This window comes from Roseibium sp. AWQ4_290, from assembly GCF_056160985.1.
Genome location: NZ_JBSWYG010000004.1, coordinates 156,216 through 171,638, shown reverse-complemented (window position 1 = coordinate 171,638; position 15,423 = coordinate 156,216). Strand labels below are relative to the sequence as shown.

14 protein-coding genes are annotated in these 15,423 nt (G+C 61.2%); 9 read left to right on the top strand and 5 right to left on the bottom strand.

All coding sequences use genetic code 11. The annotated features are described in order from the left end of the window. Positions 1-229 precede the first annotated feature (229 nt). Positions 230-772 carry a protease adaptor protein RcdA gene (gene rcdA, locus ACXAH0_RS05800; protein WP_475189682.1) on the top strand — a complete coding sequence of 181 codons (543 nt, stop codon included), beginning with the start codon at positions 230-232 and terminating at the stop codon, positions 770-772. Between the two features lie 707 nt (positions 773-1,479). Here the strand turns inward: rcdA and rpmE are convergent. Beyond that, a complete protein-coding gene (rpmE, locus tag ACXAH0_RS05795; RefSeq protein ID WP_475173603.1) occupies positions 1,480-1,704 on the bottom strand; it encodes a 50S ribosomal protein L31 in 225 nt (74 codons plus the stop codon). Positions 1,705-2,074: 370 nt separating this feature from the next. Here rpmE and ACXAH0_RS05790 point away from each other — a divergent pair, with 370 nt between their 5' ends. Then, positions 2,075-3,907, top strand: coding sequence for an ABC transporter transmembrane domain-containing protein (locus ACXAH0_RS05790; RefSeq protein ID WP_475173601.1), 1,833 nt, complete (start codon positions 2,075-2,077; stop codon positions 3,905-3,907). Positions 3,908-3,961: 54 nt separating this feature from the next. On the opposite strand, the gene ACXAH0_RS05785 is transcribed toward ACXAH0_RS05790, so the two are convergent. Next, the gene (locus ACXAH0_RS05785; protein ID WP_475173599.1) at positions 3,962-4,753 is read right to left on the bottom strand and encodes an SDR family NAD(P)-dependent oxidoreductase; all 792 of its coding nucleotides are present in this window, start codon (positions 4,751-4,753) and stop codon (positions 3,962-3,964) included. A gap of 144 nt (positions 4,754-4,897) precedes the next feature. Beyond that, positions 4,898-6,805: a propionyl-CoA synthetase gene (locus ACXAH0_RS05780; RefSeq protein ID WP_475189680.1), complete on the bottom strand. Its 1,908-nt coding sequence runs from the start codon at positions 6,803-6,805 to the stop codon at positions 4,898-4,900. A 170-nt stretch (positions 6,806-6,975) separates the two neighbouring features. Here ACXAH0_RS05780 and ACXAH0_RS05775 point away from each other — a divergent pair, with 170 nt between their 5' ends. After that, positions 6,976-7,740 carry a sulfite exporter TauE/SafE family protein gene (locus ACXAH0_RS05775; RefSeq protein ID WP_475173594.1) on the top strand — a complete coding sequence of 255 codons (765 nt, stop codon included), beginning with the start codon at positions 6,976-6,978 and terminating at the stop codon, positions 7,738-7,740. Positions 7,741-7,846: 106 nt separating this feature from the next. Continuing rightward, a complete protein-coding gene (locus tag ACXAH0_RS05770) occupies positions 7,847-9,481 on the top strand; it encodes an acyl-CoA synthetase (RefSeq protein ID WP_475189678.1) in 1,635 nt (544 codons plus the stop codon). A gap of 119 nt (positions 9,482-9,600) precedes the next feature. On the opposite strand, the gene ACXAH0_RS05765 is transcribed toward ACXAH0_RS05770, so the two are convergent. After that, positions 9,601-9,780: a YdcH family protein gene (locus ACXAH0_RS05765; RefSeq protein ID WP_475173590.1), complete on the bottom strand. Its 180-nt coding sequence runs from the start codon at positions 9,778-9,780 to the stop codon at positions 9,601-9,603. A gap of 364 nt (positions 9,781-10,144) precedes the next feature. On the opposite strand from ACXAH0_RS05765, the gene ACXAH0_RS05760 reads away from it, so the two are divergent. The 3 genes from ACXAH0_RS05760 (at position 10,145) to ACXAH0_RS05750 (ending at position 12,223) form a co-directional block, all read left to right on the top strand. Then, the gene (locus ACXAH0_RS05760; protein ID WP_475173588.1) at positions 10,145-10,342 is read left to right on the top strand and encodes a YdcH family protein; all 198 of its coding nucleotides are present in this window, start codon (positions 10,145-10,147) and stop codon (positions 10,340-10,342) included. 271 nt (positions 10,343-10,613) lie between these two features. Further along, the gene (purE, locus tag ACXAH0_RS05755; protein WP_475173586.1) at positions 10,614-11,105 is read left to right on the top strand and encodes a 5-(carboxyamino)imidazole ribonucleotide mutase; all 492 of its coding nucleotides are present in this window, start codon (positions 10,614-10,616) and stop codon (positions 11,103-11,105) included. 23 nt (positions 11,106-11,128) lie between these two features. After that, positions 11,129-12,223 carry a 5-(carboxyamino)imidazole ribonucleotide synthase gene (locus ACXAH0_RS05750; RefSeq protein WP_475189675.1) on the top strand — a complete coding sequence of 365 codons (1,095 nt, stop codon included), beginning with the start codon at positions 11,129-11,131 and terminating at the stop codon, positions 12,221-12,223. A 121-nt stretch (positions 12,224-12,344) separates the two neighbouring features. On the opposite strand, the gene ACXAH0_RS05745 is transcribed toward ACXAH0_RS05750, so the two are convergent. Next, complete coding sequence (locus ACXAH0_RS05745) at positions 12,345-13,742, bottom strand: MATE family efflux transporter (protein ID WP_475173582.1); 1,398 nt, start codon at positions 13,740-13,742, stop codon at positions 12,345-12,347. Between the two features lie 394 nt (positions 13,743-14,136). Between ACXAH0_RS05745 and rpsU the strand changes: the two genes are divergently transcribed. Next, complete coding sequence (gene rpsU, locus ACXAH0_RS05740; protein ID WP_008188883.1) at positions 14,137-14,364, top strand: 30S ribosomal protein S21; 228 nt, start codon at positions 14,137-14,139, stop codon at positions 14,362-14,364. Between the two features lie 219 nt (positions 14,365-14,583). After that, entirely contained in the window at positions 14,584-15,399 is an 816-nt protein-coding gene (locus tag ACXAH0_RS05735; RefSeq protein ID WP_475173580.1) for a tetratricopeptide repeat protein, read from the top strand. Positions 15,400-15,423 lie beyond the last annotated feature (24 nt).

The window sequence follows — 15,423 nt, the reverse complement described above, 5'->3', positions numbered from 1 at the left end:
CAGAGCCGCATCTTCGCGGCTCTTTTTTTTGTCCGGGCGCCATAGTATCCTCACTTCATTCTGGTTAACCGCCTCCTCAGAAGCGGAACTGGCATACGGATTGCTCAACAATTGGCATGAAGACGCGCAGCGTTTCGAAACGGGACATTCGAGACAGAATGTTCCGGCCCGGGACAGAGTTTTAAAAATGCGCGGCACACCGGAAGACTAGTTTGAGGCGCAGTAACCCATGACGGAAGACATGAAAAAAGCCGGCGGCCCTGTAGACGCAGTTCACATTGCGCACCACCTCGCCAATTCGGACAACTTCCAGAACCTTTTTCAGGAAGGCATGTCGCTCGTTGAGGAAACCGCCATGTATCTGGATGGCGAGGGCCGCGAGGAAGCCAAGCACCTGCCCCGCCCCGCCTCCCTCGCCTACGCGACGGAATCCATGCGCCTGACCACCCGCCTGATGCAGCTGGCCTCCTGGCTGCTGCTGCAACGCGCGGTCAATGAGGGGGAAATGTCCCACGAGCAGGCTGGCAGCGAAAAGAACAAGGTGCGCCTGGACAAGCTCAGCAGTTCCATGGGCGGCCCCGCCTGGCAGGACCTGCCCGGCAACTTGAAGTCCCTGGTCGAACGCTCCACTCGTCTCCAGGAGCGCGTCGTGCACCTGGACAAGATGCTGTACCGCAAGGGCCTGGACGAGCATCCGGTCGAAGCGATCAATGACAACCCGGTCGCATCCCAGCTCAACCAGCTGCACGCCGCTTTCGGCAATCTCGGCTAGATCTAGCCCCACCTGCCAACCAGCTTCCAAGCCGCCCTCCGGGCGGCTTGTTGTGTTTAAAGGCAATCCATACCAAGCGCAGAACCCTGCGGAGATCCGGGACCAGCGCCCCTGCCTTCCCGGCCTTTTGCTCATACCAAGCGCACTTGATGATGACCTATTTGATGCCCCAATTCCGTTCAACGGCTAGGCGCATCGCGCGACCCGGTCTGGTTGACCGGACAAGCGGTGCAACGATGTCCGTTGGGCGGAATTGGGGCACCGGAGGCCGCGCTTGGAGGGACTCCGGACGTTGTCGCACGTCTGGCCCGATACCCCGTATCGGCCTGCGACGCGCTCCTAGCCGAAGACCATCCAAGCACGGTCAAATAGGTCATCATCAAGTGCGCTTGGTATCAGCCCGCTGAGCCCGGCCGCATCTGCGCCTTGGCTGCCAAATCGTTATGAGAGGCGGCAGCGTTTCTTCCTCTTAATCTTGAGGAGACCCAGCAGCCCCTCTCGAAAGATGCGCTGCGGGGTCTGAACAAGCGGCCAATGCTTCGAGACAGGCTGTCAGCCTTCCTAAAGATGAGGCAGCGCGGAGATTGGGCTTGAGACTTGCCGCCCGCTACGCCAACGAACGCCGCCAAGGCGCCTGCAAAACAGCGCCGGAAACGCAAAAAACCCGGCCAACGGCCGGGTTTTCAACATCTGACAGGCCGAATGGCTTAGGAGCCGAGGAAGCCTGCGAACTTGTTCTTGAAGCGGGACACCCGGCCGCCGCGGTCCATAAGCTGACGGTCACCACCGGTCCAAGCCGGGTGGGACGAAGGGTCGATGTCGAGCTGCAGGGTGTCGCCTTCCGCACCATAGGTGGAGCGGGTGGTGAATTCGGTACCATCGGTCATGACGACCTTGATGGTGTGATAGTCGGGATGGATATCCGCTTTCATGACCGGTCCTTTCAAGCGCTTGAACGCGTCTTTCCCTGAAAGCCTGCTCATCAGCGCAAAACGAGATTAAAGGCCGCCGATCCGGAAGCGGACGCAGCCCTCAGAAACATGAGGCGGGGATATACCCCAAGGCGGCAGGCAAGACAAGAGGCAAATTCCCGCAATCCATCTTTCCTGTCAAAGCATTTGTTGCAAGCCTCCGGCCTCCTTATCTGCCTCCCTGCGGCCATGTGTCCAGGTGGTGCAGCCGCCGCTCCGCCCCGCCCTGCCACCCGCCACCTCACGGGGCCATTGTGCCGCTGCGCGAACATGATAAGACAAGCCCGTTGCCCAAGGCACAGCCGCCGCCAAAACATCAAGGAGAGCCCCATTGGCTGACGCCCCAGGATCCGAACCGCAGCATGACCTGCAAACCGGCAGGGACCGGCCGCGCAGATCCTTAAAGCCGCTTGGCCGCCTGTTGCCCTATCTCATGAAGCACAAGGGCATGGTGCTGGCGGCCATCGCCGCACTCTTTGCGGCCGCTGTGATCACCCTTGTGCTGCCTGCGGCCGTTCGGCGGATGATCGACAACGGGTTCGGCGCCGGGGACCCGGCGCTGGTAAATTCCTATTTCGCGGTTCTGATCGGCGTTGTGTTGGCCCTCGCGCTCGCCAGCGCGCTCCGGTTCTTCCTCGTCATGTGGCTGGGCGAGCGGGTGGTCGCCGAAGTGCGCTCGGATGTCTTCAATCATTTGACCCGGCTCAGCCCGGCCTTTTACGACAGCGCCCGGTCCGGCGAAATCCTGTCCCGGCTCACCGCCGACACCACCCAGATCAAGTCTGCCTTCGGGGCCAGCGCCTCCCAGGCCATGCGCAACCTGATCATGTTTTCCGGCGCCGCCGTCATGATGGTTGTGACCAGCCCACGCCTGTCCGTGTTCGTTCTGGCCGCCATTCCCGTCATTCTGGTGCCCATTATCGGCTTTGGCCGCAATGTGCGCAAACGCTCGCGCTTTGCCCAGGACACCCTGGCAGACGCGTCCGCTTATGCGGGAGAAATGCTTGGCTCGGTGCGCACCTTGCAGGCCTTCACCCATGAACAGCGCAGTGCGGACCACTACAGCACCGCCGTGGAAGCCGCCTTTGCGGCCGCCCGCAAGGCCATCACCGCCCGGGCTGCACTGACCGGATTTGCCATCTTCGTGATTGGCTCCAGCATCGTCGCGGTCCTTTGGATCGGGGCCAGCGATGTGTTTGCCGGGCGGATCAGCGGCGGCGAGCTCAGCCAGTTCCTCCTCTATTCCATTCTGGCGGCCGGATCACTGGCCACCCTGTCAGAGGTCTGGGGAGAGCTGTCCCAGGCTGCAGGCGCTGCCGAACGGCTGGCGGAGCTACTGGAGATCGATCCGGAGATCACCGCTCCCGCCACCCCGGTGCCACTGCCTGAAAACGCTGCAGGAGCCGTTTCCTTTGACGCGGTTTCCTTTGCTTATGGGACCAGCAAGACCCTGCCCGTGCTCCGGGATCTGACACTGAAGGTCAAGCCCGGGGAAACGGTGGCGGTTGTCGGCCCTTCGGGGGCAGGCAAATCCACCCTGTTCAGCCTGTTGATGCGTTACTATGATCCGGTGACGGGCGCGATCCGCCTCAACGGTGTCGACCTGCGCCAGCTCGACCCGGCCGCCCTGCGCAGCCATCTTGCTCTTGTGCCCCAGGACACCGCCATTTTCGGCACGACCATTGCCGAAAATATAGCCTATGGCCGCCCCGACGCCACCCGGGAGGAGATCATTGCTGCCGCCAAGGCGGCTCAGGCCGCCTCCTTCATCGAGGAAATGACGCTTGGGTATGATACGCTGGTCGGGGAACGGGGCATCACCTTGTCCGGCGGGCAGCGCCAGCGAATCGCCATCGCCCGGGCTGTTTTGAGAAACGCTCCGGTGCTGCTTCTGGACGAGGCCACCAGCGCTCTTGATGCGGAAAGCGAGCATCTGGTCCAGAAAGCCCTCGACAGCCTCATGGAAGGGCGGACCACCCTTGTGATTGCCCACCGGCTGGCAACCGTTCTGAAGGCGGACCGCATCGTGGTGATGGAAAACGGGCAAATCGTGGAAAGTGGCACCCATGCCGACCTGAGCGCAGCCGGCGGTCTTTATGCCAAACTCGCGCGCCTGCAATTCGGCGCCAAACCGGACGCAGCGACTCAAAAGGCGACGGCGTAATTGCCATCGCCCTGTTGTGTCGTGATGCCGGAAAAAGCTCCGGCGGCACGCGTCTCAGTCGTCGTCCGGAACCGCAACCGTATAGTTGAGCGGCAGGCGGCCACCGTCGGCGAAGATGGTCTGGCCGGTGATATAGCCCGCATCGGCTGAGGCAAGGAACGCGGCCACACCAGCAATCTCGGCCGGTTCGCCAACCCGCAGCATCGGCGTGCGGGACATGACCCGCTGGCGGGCCTCCTTGTCACTGTTCACCGAGGCCAGCATTTCCGTCATGATCGAGCCCGGGCCGATGGCATTGACCCGGATCCCGTGGGGGGCAAGAGCCAGCGCTGTCGTTTTGGTCAGCTGGGACACCCCGCCCTTAGAGACGCAATAGGGGATCTGGCTCGGGATCGCGAGCACGGAATTGATCGAGGACATGTTGATGATGCAGCCTGGTGCTCCACCGGTCTCGACCGTCTCCACCATGTGGCGCGCAACCGCCTGGGAACACAGGAACGTGCCCTTCAGGTTCACGGACAGAACCCGGTCGAAATCATCTTCTTCCAGTTCCAGGAAGCTGGCCCCGCCGACAATCCCGGCATTATTGACCAGAATGTCGATATCACCATAAGCGTTCAGGGTTTCGGCGACCATGTTGCGCACATCAAGGCGCTCGGCCACGTTGCAGTGGATATACATGACCTCGCCATGGGTCTTCAGGTCCTCAACTGCTGCTTCGCCCTTGGCATCATCCACATCGGCGATCACAACCTTGGCCCCGTCCGACACAAATCGTTTGGCAACGGCAAAACCGATGCCCTGGGCTGCGCCCGTCACAATGGCGACCTTATTTTCCAAAGACACGAAAAACCTCACGGCTGAAAGACTGGAGTCCGCGCCAGGAAGGGACGCGGGCCGCTGCGCGGCGGCCCGACCTTAGTGCCAATGCCGGAAAATATGAAGCCTAGGGGCGCGTTATTGTGCTTGAAACGCGGCAGCAGGTGCGGTTCAGCTCGAAATTCCGTGGGTTTTCATGGCTTCGGAAATCTCGTCCAGAATAGCCGGATCATCGATCGTGGCCGGCATTTTATAGGCTTCCCCATCGGCAATCTGGCGCATGGTGCCCCGCAGGATCTTACCCGACCGGGTCTTCGGCAGCCGCTCCACGGTGATCGCGATCTTGAAGGCCGCCACCGGCCCGATCTTCTCGCGCACCAGCTTCACCAATTCTGCTTCAATCTCCTCATGCGGCCGCTCGACCCCGGACTTGAGCACCACGAAACCGCAAGGCAACTGTCCCTTCAGCGCATCGGCAATACCGATCACCGCGCATTCGGCCACGTCCGGATGAGTGGCGAGCACTTCCTCCATGCCGCCGGTGGACAGGCGGTGGCCTGCCACATTGATAATGTCGTCGGTGCGCGCCATGATCGACAGATAGCCGTCCTCGTCGATCACCCCCGCATCCGCCGTTTTGTAATAGCCCGGAAACTCAGCCAGATAGGCATCAAAGAAGCGTTTGTCCGCGTTCCAGAGCGTGGGTAGAACCCCGGGAGGCAGCGGCAGTTTCACCACAATGTTACCCAGGGTCCCGGCTCCGAGCGGATGCCCGGCATCATCCAGGACCTGAACGTCATAGCCGGGCATGGGCACCGTGGGCGAGCCCGGCTTGACCGGCAGCTGGCCGAGGCCCAGCGGGTTGCCCACAATGCACCAGCCGGTTTCCGTTTGCCACCAATGGTCGATCACCGGAACCTGAAGCTGATCAATGGCCCAGTTGACCGTCTCCGGATCCGCCCGCTCGCCGGCCAGAAACAGGGACCGGTACTGGGACAGGTCATAATTGCGGATCAGTTCTCCCTCCGGATCGTCCTTGCGGATCGCCCGGAAGGCGGTCGGAGCGGTGAAGAGAGACACCACCTTGTGGTCGGAAATCACGCGCCAGAACGCGCCCGCATCCGGCGTGCCCACCGGCTTGCCCTCAAAGACGATGGTCGTGCAGCCCTGCAACAGCGGCGCATAACAAATGTAAGAATGGCCAACCACCCAGCCCACATCTGAAGCTGCCCAAAACACTTCCCCCGGCTGCACATCATAAAGATTGGCCATGGACCACTTAAGCGCGACCATATGGCCGCCATTGTCCCGGACAACGCCTTTGGGCTGGCCCGTGGTGCCGGACGTGTAAAGAATATAGAGCGGATCCGTCGCCTTGACCGGAACGGGCGCAATCCGGCGCCCGGCGGCCTTTGCGGCGTCGGCCAGCTGGCCGAGATCGTGATCACGCCCTTCGATCAGGTCCGCTTCCTGGTCCGCGCGCTGAAAGACAAGGCAGCTTTGGGGCTTGTGCGCAGCAAGATCAATTGCAGCGTCAATCAGCGGCTTATAGGCAATCACCCGGCCCGGCTCGATGCCACAGGACGCGGCAATAATCGCCTTTGGCGTGGCATCATCGATCCGGGTCGCCAGCTCATTGGCGGCAAAACCACCGAAAACCACCGAGTGGATGACCCCGAGACGGGCACAGGCCAGAACCGCCATTACCGCCTGGGGGATCATCGGCATGTAAATGATCGCCCTGTCGCCCTTCTCAAGCCCCTGGTCGGACAGCACTGCGGCAAAGGCCTCCACCTCCGCCAAAAGCTCCGAATAGGTGTAGCTGGCCGTGCGGCCGGTGATAGGGCTGTCATAGATCAGCGCGGGCTGGCCCGGACGGCCCCGCTCGACATGCCGGTCCAGGCAGTTGTAGCAGGTGTTGCACTCCCAGCCGGGGAACCAGCGGCCATATTGCCCCTGATCCGGGTCAAACACCGTGTCGGTGGTGCGGACCCAGTCGATCTCCGCTGCCGCGCTCTTCCAGAAGCCGAGCGGATCCTCCTTCCAGCCCTGATAGACCTCATGATACCGGCTTGCCATGTTCTTTCCTCCCAAACAGCCGCCTCGGTATTTTGCCCCACAGTGCTGTAAGGAACGGTCCGGATGCAAGTGGGCAGGGATAGACAATTCGGAGGTCGGGACTTTACGTAATCCCTCTGGCGTGCTTGTCTCGCGCATCTTCTGTCTCGACCGCTTTGATTTTCCCGCAAATGATCCCAATTTCCGACCCCTGGTTCTATGCCGCAGCCCTTCCGGCCGTGTTTCTTGTCGGCCTGTCGAAAGGCGGCTTCGGTGGCACCCTTGCCATGCTTGGCGTGCCGCTCATGTCCCTGGTGGTGCCTCCGCTTCAGGCCGCCGGGATCATGCTGCCGATTCTGGTGGTGATGGATATCGTGGCGCTGATCGCCTACCGGGGCGAAGCCGACTGGAAGAGCCTTGCGATTCTTCTGCCCGCCGCCACGCTCGGAATCGGCCTGGGCTGGGCCACCGCCGCCTATGTGAATGACGATATCGTGACCCTGTTGATCGGCGTGCTGGCCCTGACCTTTGTTGCCGACTACCTGTTTTTGCGGCGGCGGAAGCCCCAGGCCGCCGGGCACAGCCTGCCCAAGGGCAGTTTCTGGGGCGCCATTGCCGGTTTCACCAGTTTCATCAGCCACACGGGCGGCCCGCCCTTTCAGATGTATGTGCTGCCGCTGCGCCTGGCACCGACCTTGTTTGCCGGAACGGCGGTCATTTTCTTCGCCGTGGTCAATGCCATCAAGCTGCCGCCCTATTTCCTGCTCGGCCAGTTCGACACGACCAACCTGACCACGTCCATCACCCTGTTCCCCGTGGCCCTGGTTGCGACCCTGGCCGGGGTGCGCCTGGTGCGGATCATCAAGGCGGAGACCTTTTACGCCTTTATCTATGTCTTCATGGGCCTGATCGGGGTGAAACTCACCTTTGACGGCCTTGCCGCCCTTATGGGCTGATAGGGGTGCGGAGCGGCCGCCCCGCCGCGGCCGGAGGCTGTGCAAGGCGTTGCACAAAAGCGGTTTAGCGGGTTTGATACGTCAACAAAATCAAGGGAGGATGGCCATGGATGCCGATGTCAGCCCCTACACCCATGGGCTTTATAAAAACACAGCAAATTATGCGGCGCTCAGTCCGCTCAGTTTTCTGGCCCGGGCGGCGGATGTCTTTCCGCACACCACCGCAATTGTCCATGGCAGCCGGCGCACCGACTATCGCAGCTTCTATCGCCGCAGCCGCCAGCTGGCCTCAGCGCTCACGGGATTGGGGGTCGGCAAGAATGATACGGTCAGCGTCATGCTGTCCAATGTGCCGCCCATGCTGGAGGCCCATTACGGGGTGCCCATGGCCAAGGCGGTGCTGCATTCCATGAACACACGCCTGGACGCAGCCGTCATCGCCTTCCAGCTTGACCATGCGGACAGCAAGGTGCTGATCACCGACCGGGAATACGCCCCCGTCGTCAAGGAAGCTCTGGCCCTGGCCCGGGTTGCGCCCATCGTGATCGACTATTCAGACCCTGAATTCCCGCAGGATGGCGAACGGCTTGGATCCCTCGACTACGAGGCATTTCTTCAATCCGGCGATCCGGACTTTGCCTGGAGCCTGCCCGATGACGAATGGGACGCCATTACCCTCAACTACACCTCCGGCACCACCGGCAATCCGAAGGGGGTGGTCTATCACCATCGCGGCGCCTATCTTCTGGCCCAGGCCAATGTGATCACCGCGTCAATGGCGAAACATCCGGTCTATCTGTGGACCCTGCCGATGTTTCATTGCAATGGCTGGTGTTTTCCCTGGTCCCTGTCCCTCGTGGCCGGCACCCATGTGTGCCTGCGCTGGGTGCGCGCCAAATCCATGTGGGATCTGATTGCCGACGAGAAGGTGACCCATCTATGCGGCGCGCCGATCATCATGTCGACCCTGTTGAATGCGCCTGACGGCCAGAAGCGGGATCTGGAGCGGGAAGTCGAGTTTTTCACCGCAGCCGCCCCGCCACCGGAAAGCGTTCTGGCGGCCATGAAACAGGCTGGCTTCAATGTGACCCATCTCTACGGGCTCACCGAAGTCTATGGCCCGGCGGTGGTCAATGACTGGCAAACCGCCTGGAACGCCCTGCCTCCGGACAGTCAGGCCCAGAAAAAAGCCCGCCAGGGGGTGCGCTATGTGGCGCTTGAAGACCTGAAAGTCCTCGACCCGCAGACACTTGAGCCCGTGCCCAGTGATGGTGAGACCCTCGGCGAAGTCATGTTCCGGGGCAATGTTGTGATGAAAGGCTATCTGAAGAACGAAGAGGCGACGCAGGACGCATTTGCAGGGGGCTGGTTCCATTCCGGCGATCTCGGGGTGATGTATCCGGACGGCTATATCCAGCTGAAAGACCGGTCCAAGGACATCATCATTTCCGGCGGCGAGAACATTTCCTCCATCGAAGTGGAGGAAGTGCTTTACAAGCACGCCGATGTGCAGGCCGCCGCCGTGGTGGCCCGGCCCGACGAGAAATGGGGAGAGACCCCATGTGCCTTTGTGGAATTGCGGCCGGGCAAAGATCTTACCGAAGCGGCGCTGATTGCCTTCTGCCGTGAGCATATGGCCACTTTCAAGGCCCCCAAGACGGTGGTTTTCTGCGAGCTGCCCAAGACCTCCACGGGCAAGATCCAGAAATTTGCCCTGCGCGAACAGGCCAAAGCGCTTTAGGGGGCGGAGAGTTCGCAGCCCCTGTCAGCCGCTTGCGCCAGAGCCCATCGTGCAAGGACAATCTGGCAACAAAAAACGCCGCGCAGAGCGCGGCGTTTCAACACTCTCAGGTAAGACGCTTAATGCAGCGTTTCACCTTGCCGTATTCGCTCAATCTCATCCTTGATCTTGAGCTTCTGTCGTTTCATGTCAGCCAATTCCAGGGAGTCCGTACTCGGGTGCATCAGAGCGGTTTCGATCTTGCGTTTCATTTCCGCATGACGGCGCTGAAGTTCTTCGAGATGCGACTGCATTGACATGGATATCCTCCTGTCTGTTGGCTCAACCCTACCATCGTGCCATAGGCCTTCCAGCCTTGTCGATTGCAGATTCCGCATATCTCTTTCGTTTCGCCGTCGAATAATGCATTTGTGCCGCCATGCTTGAGAAACCCTAAAAAAACAGGCGGAAAATTAAGCTCTGAAGGGTGATAAATAATACTCTTGGGAATTTTGCCAGCACAGCATCCTGCCCGCGCCGCAAGGACAGGAAAAGACCCCAGCAAGGCATCGCTAAAGACTTGTTTTCCCGGCTGCTTACAGCTAGGCAGAAGATGCTGTCTTGCCCGGCAGCCCGGAAATGGACTAGGACTTGTGTCCTGATTCAGTCTGATCGAGGACGTAGATGGACACCGAAGCTTTGCGAATGGAGCTAGCGCAGCTTCGTCAGGAACACAGGGACCTGGACGTTGCCGTTGAGGCGCTTGCAGCCACAGCAAACCATGACGTTCTGCAGCTTCAGCGCCTCAAAAAGAAAAAACTGATGATCAAAGACCGGATCTCAGTGCTGGAAGACCAGCTTTTTCCCGACATCATCGCCTGACCCTATTCATCTGGCCCCAATCAACTGACCCAACGCCAGATCTTCGGGCGGCAAATCCCTTTGTTCCCTTTTGGCACTGAAGACGCTCGCCAAAGACACTTTGGGGCGCGTTTCGAGCTTGCGATGCGCGCCGTGCTGCCTATACTCCGCGCCTTTCTGTACCTGGCTCGGCCACATTCGGTTGAGCACCGGGTGATCGCAGTCAAAAGGGGCGGGCATCTTGAGGCGTTGACAGAAACGCGGGATGTTCCGGCCAAATATGGAGCAAAGCATGGCGCAAGCGGATGTCGCAATCATCATGGGCAGCCAGTCGGACTGGCCGACAATGAAACATGCGGCGGACACGCTCGAGCAGCTCGGCGTTTCCCATGAGGCCCGGATCATTTCCGCTCACCGCACACCCGAGCGCATGTATGACTTTGCCAAGGGCGCCAAGGGCGAAGGCTTCAAGGTGATCATCGCCGGGGCGGGGGGCGCGGCCCATCTGCCGGGCATGACCGCCTCCCTGACCCCCCTTCCCGTCTTCGGCGTTCCGGTGGAAAGCAAGGCGCTGTCCGGCGAAGACAGCCTTCTGTCCATTGTCCAGATGCCCGGCGGCATTCCTGTCGGCACCCTTGCCATCGGCAAGGCCGGCGCCACCAATGCCGCGCTTCTGGCCGCAGCGGTTCTGGCCTTAAGCGATCCGGCCATTGAAACCGCCCTGGACGCCTACCGGGCGGAGCGCACGGCGGCGGTGGCCGGCGCGCCCAGCAACGACCTCTGACAGCGGCGGCAAAGGACAGAAGGATGATGGCATCAAAGAAGCTCCGCCCCGGCGATACGGTCGGCATTCTAGGCGGCGGGCAATTGGGGCGGATGCTGGCACAGGCCGCTGCCAGCCTTGGTTTGAAAACCCATATCTTCTGCCCGGACCCGGCCAGCCCCGCCTTTGACGTGAGCACCGCCCAGACTGTGGCACCCTATGAGGATCTTGCAGCGCTGGAGCGGTTTGCAAACGATGTGGATGTCGTCACCTATGAATTTGAAAACGTTCCCGGCGCCACTACCGCGCATCTGGACGCCCGTGTGCCCGTGCGGCCCGGCGTGCGCGCCCTGCAAGTCTCTCAGGACCGGCTGACGGAAAAGCAGTTCCTGTCCGGCACCGGTGTCGGCCTCGCCGGCTTTGCGGATATCACCTGCCAGGAGGACCTGGACACCGCCCTGGACCGGTTTGGCGGCCAGGGGGTCTTGAAAACCCGGCGCTTCGGCTATGACGGCAAGGGCCAGCTTATGATCCGCACGCCGGGGGACAGCGCGGGCGCCTTTGACCGGATTGGCTCCGTCCCCGCCGTTCTGGAAGAGCTGATCCCGTTTGACTGCGAAGTCTCGGTGATCGTTGCCCGGGATCTGAACGGCACCTGCTGCTGCTATGACATTGCCCGCAACCACCACGAAAATCACATCCTGAAGACCTCGACTGTGCCAGCAGGCGTTGCCCCGCAAACCTGCGCGGCCGCCCGGGACATCGCCGAGCGCATTGTCTCCGGTCTTGGTTATGTCGGGGTGATGGGTGTTGAAATGTTCCTGCTGCGCCAGGGGGCTGAGGAAACGCTGCTGGTCAATGAGATCGCCCCGCGCGTTCACAATTCCGGCCACTGGACCCAGGATGCCTGCCTGACCTCCCAGTTCGACCAGCATATTCGCGCGGTCGCGGGCTGGCCGCTGGGATCGGCCGAGCGCCATTCAGATGCGGTGATGGAAAATCTGATCGGCTTTGAAGCGGACCGCTGGGCCGAAATCCTGACGGCCCCGGAGGCCCGCCTGCATCTTTACGGCAAGGCGGACACCCGCGAGGGTCGCAAGATGGGGCATGTGAACCGCCTCACGGCTAAGACGGCCTAATACATAGCGTTTGCCCGACATCTGAGAGGACACCGCAAGAGACAAAGCGGTTTGGAGCCGGGTGAACGCGGCATGCTCAAGGCCCCGGCATTCGGAGCTCTTGTCAGCCCCCCCCTATCTGTCAGCCGCCCAGCAGTCCGAGGTCTTCCCGGCGCGCGAACCTGACATTTGCCATTAAGGCAACACAGGCGAGCCCCGCCGCAAGGCCGCACCAGACGCCAACTCCGCCCCACCCGGCCCCAAAGCCGAGGCCGAGCGACAGGGTGATCCCGACCACCCAATAGCCGAACAGCGCATAATAGAGCGGGACGGTGGTGTCCCCGAGGCCACGCAGATTGTTGACGCCGATGATCTGCCCACCATCGGCGATCTGAAACAGCGCCGCCACCAGCAGGAATGAAGCGCCATAGGCCAGCACCTCCCGGGCCTCCGGGTCCTCAAGATCCAGATAAAAGCCGACAAGCGTTTCCGGCAGGCTCCAGAACAGGACCGCAAAACAGGCCATGAAGGCCAGCGTGACGGCCAGCGAGGTCCAGCCGGCACGGCCCACCGCCACAGGATCTTTCCGCCCGGCCGCAAGACTGACACGCGTCATTGCGGCCACCGACAGACCAACGGGGATCATGAAGGTTAGCGAGGCGATCTGCAGCGCAATACCGTGCCCGGCCAGTGGTAACGCCCCCAGCCAGCCAATCATGATGGACGAAGCCACAAACAGGGACGCCTCGGCGATGATTGTGAGGCCGATCGGCGTACCCAGACGCAGGATCTGCAGGAACACCGGCCAGTCGGACCGCCAGATACGCCCCAGCAGCGTGTAGCGGCGCAGTTTCGGATGCCAAAGCGCATAGGCCAGCAGGAACAGAAAGGTTGCCGTGGCACTGATGACGGAGGCAATGCCGGCCCCTGCAAGTTCAAGGCGGGGAAAGCCGAAGGTCCCGAAAATCAGGAGATAATCCAGAACCGCATTGACCACGGCCCCGGCCAAGGTCGCCCATAGCACCACCTGGGTGCGCTCCATGACCGTAAGGAAGCCCCGCACCGCCATGATCAGCAGCGCCGGCATCAGCGTCCATTGCAGCATCGACATGTAGTGGCCGGCCAGGGCAGCCAAGCCGGGCTCCTGCCCAAGAAGCAGAAGGACCTGTTCGGTAAACGTCAAAAACAGCCAGGCCGGCAGGCTGAACAGTACAGCGACCCAAAAGCCCATGCGCACAGCCCGGCGCAGGTCACGGAGCTTGCGCTGACCGCGCGCCCGCGCCGCAAGCGGGATCACGGCCTGTAGCACCCCCATGCCGAAAAACCACAAAAGCGTATAAAAATTGAACGCCAGCACGGAGGCGGCAAGCTCCGGCGCACCCAGGCGGCCGATCATCAAAACATCTGTTGTGTTGATCGCCATCTGCGCCAGCTGGGCCCCGGCCAGTGGCATGCCAAGCGACAGGGTCGGCAGGATGTCGCTTCGCCACAAAGAGCTGCCCCCAGCCGAATCGGGCGCCCCTGACGCGTGTTGCGCCATTGTTTCCTCCAGCAAATCAGGGCAAAAACCGTCTTGCGCAGCCTAACGATCCCAGTCAGATCTTGGGCAGATGCCAGATTTAGGCGACGGCTCTGGCCCTGTCCATCATCTTGTCTTCTTTCCCGGCCAGTTCGGACCGGTTCCGTGAGGTTTATTTGCGAATGACTGTGGACAGGCCCGGATCGCTCTGGTATGAAGCCCGTCAATGTGAGCGACGCGTCAGCGGCGATCAGGTTTCTGCACACAAGTGAAAGCCCTGCAGCATGGTGACTGCAACGGTCTGACACTGCTTGCGGTCAGGACCCGTCGCAAATTCTGCTGACAATGCCTCTCTCAACTCATTGTCTAATTTGTCTGCGGATCGGCCGCTGGACATCAGAACGGGAAAAAACGCGTGCAGGTTTTGGTTCGCGACAACAATGTCGATCAGGCGCTGAAGGCGCTGAAGAAAAAGATGCAGCGCGAAGGCATCTTCCGGGAAATGAAACTTCGTGGCCACTTTGAAAAGCCGTCTGAAAAGAAGGCCCGCGAAAAGGCTGAAGCCATCCGTCGCGCTCGCAAGCTGGCGCGCAAGCGGGCTCAGCGTGAAGGTCTGCTTCCGGGCAAGTCCGCTCGCCGCTAATCCGGCTGGAGTGCTCCCGGCGGTCAGAACCGCTTCTGCCAGCAAATCTGCCGTAGGCCGACCGACTCACCGGTCGGCTTTTGGCGTTTTGCAGCTCCCCTAGCGAAGATGGGCTTGTCGATAAGGTCATCTCTGCGGTTCATAGCCACATTACCGCCCAATTGGCAGCGGATGAACGGCGTGTCCAACTGCTTGACCTTAAGAAAGCTAATGTGCCGCATGCGCAAGACCCTGCCTCACGCACTTTTGTTCAGCCTGGCAACCTTGCTGGCTGCATGCAACACGTCCGGCGTTTATGAGGATGCCCCGGTCAACCGCTCTGCGGGCTCGTCCTCCAACATCGCCTCGTTGACGGCGGTTATCGATTCCAATCCGTCCGACGCGACCGCCTACAGCACCCGCGGTATTGCCTACGGCCAGGCCGGCAAGCTCGACAAGGCGATCGAGGACTTCAACAAGGCCCTGCAGCTGAACCCGCAAGCCTACCAGACCTATGCCAACCGGGCACTTGTCTTCCGGCGGCTTGGCAAGAACGAGCAGGCCATCTCCGACTACACCCGGGCCATCAACATCAAGCCTGACTATGATGCAGCCTATGTGGGGCGCGGCAATATCTACCGCCAGCAAGGCAACTACAATGCCGCCCTTGCCGATTTCAACTCGGTGATCACACGGGACAGCAGCGACGCGCGTGCGTTCTACAACCGCGGCCTGATCTATCAGGCCCAGAAGCAGGACAATAAGGCGATTGAAGATTTCGCCACCGCCATCGGCCTCAACCCGAAGGCCAGCGCGCCCTATATTGCCCGCGGCATTTCCTATCTGGCGATCAACGATCCCAATGCGGCCTTCTCGGACCTGTCGATGGCTGTCAATCTCGACCGGGAATCCTCCATTGCCTGGGCCAATCGCGGTCTGGCGCTTGAAATGCTGGGCAAGCCCAAGGACGCGCGGCGCAATTACACCCGCGCAATGACCCTGGACAATTCCAACAAGATCGCCCGCGAAGGCCTCGGCCGCGTCGGCCAGGGCTGACCAGCCCCACCCTTCCGGTCATTT

Bases quoted from the DNA above. Each gene is read 5' to 3' on its own strand.
- ACXAH0_RS05770 (WP_475189678.1), top strand. From the start codon at position 7,847: ATGGATGCCGATGTCAGCCCCTACACCCATGGGCTTTATAAAAACACA.
- ACXAH0_RS05780 (WP_475189680.1), bottom strand. From the start codon at position 6,805: ATGGCAAGCCGGTATCATGAGGTCTATCAGGGCTGGAAGGAGGATCCG.
- ACXAH0_RS05750 (WP_475189675.1), top strand. From the start codon at position 11,129: ATGATGGCATCAAAGAAGCTCCGCCCCGGCGATACGGTCGGCATTCTA.
- ACXAH0_RS05745 (WP_475173582.1), bottom strand. From the start codon at position 13,742: ATGGCGCAACACGCGTCAGGGGCGCCCGATTCGGCTGGGGGCAGCTCT.
- ACXAH0_RS05775 (WP_475173594.1), top strand. From the start codon at position 6,976: ATGATCCCAATTTCCGACCCCTGGTTCTATGCCGCAGCCCTTCCGGCC.
- rcdA (WP_475189682.1), top strand. From the start codon at position 230: ATGACGGAAGACATGAAAAAAGCCGGCGGCCCTGTAGACGCAGTTCAC.
- rpmE (WP_475173603.1), bottom strand. From the start codon at position 1,704: ATGAAAGCGGATATCCATCCCGACTATCACACCATCAAGGTCGTCATG.
- ACXAH0_RS05765 (WP_475173590.1), bottom strand. From the start codon at position 9,780: ATGTCAATGCAGTCGCATCTCGAAGAACTTCAGCGCCGTCATGCGGAA.
- ACXAH0_RS05760 (WP_475173588.1), top strand. From the start codon at position 10,145: ATGGACACCGAAGCTTTGCGAATGGAGCTAGCGCAGCTTCGTCAGGAA.
- ACXAH0_RS05735 (WP_475173580.1), top strand. From the start codon at position 14,584: ATGCGCAAGACCCTGCCTCACGCACTTTTGTTCAGCCTGGCAACCTTG.
- purE (WP_475173586.1), top strand. From the start codon at position 10,614: ATGGCGCAAGCGGATGTCGCAATCATCATGGGCAGCCAGTCGGACTGG.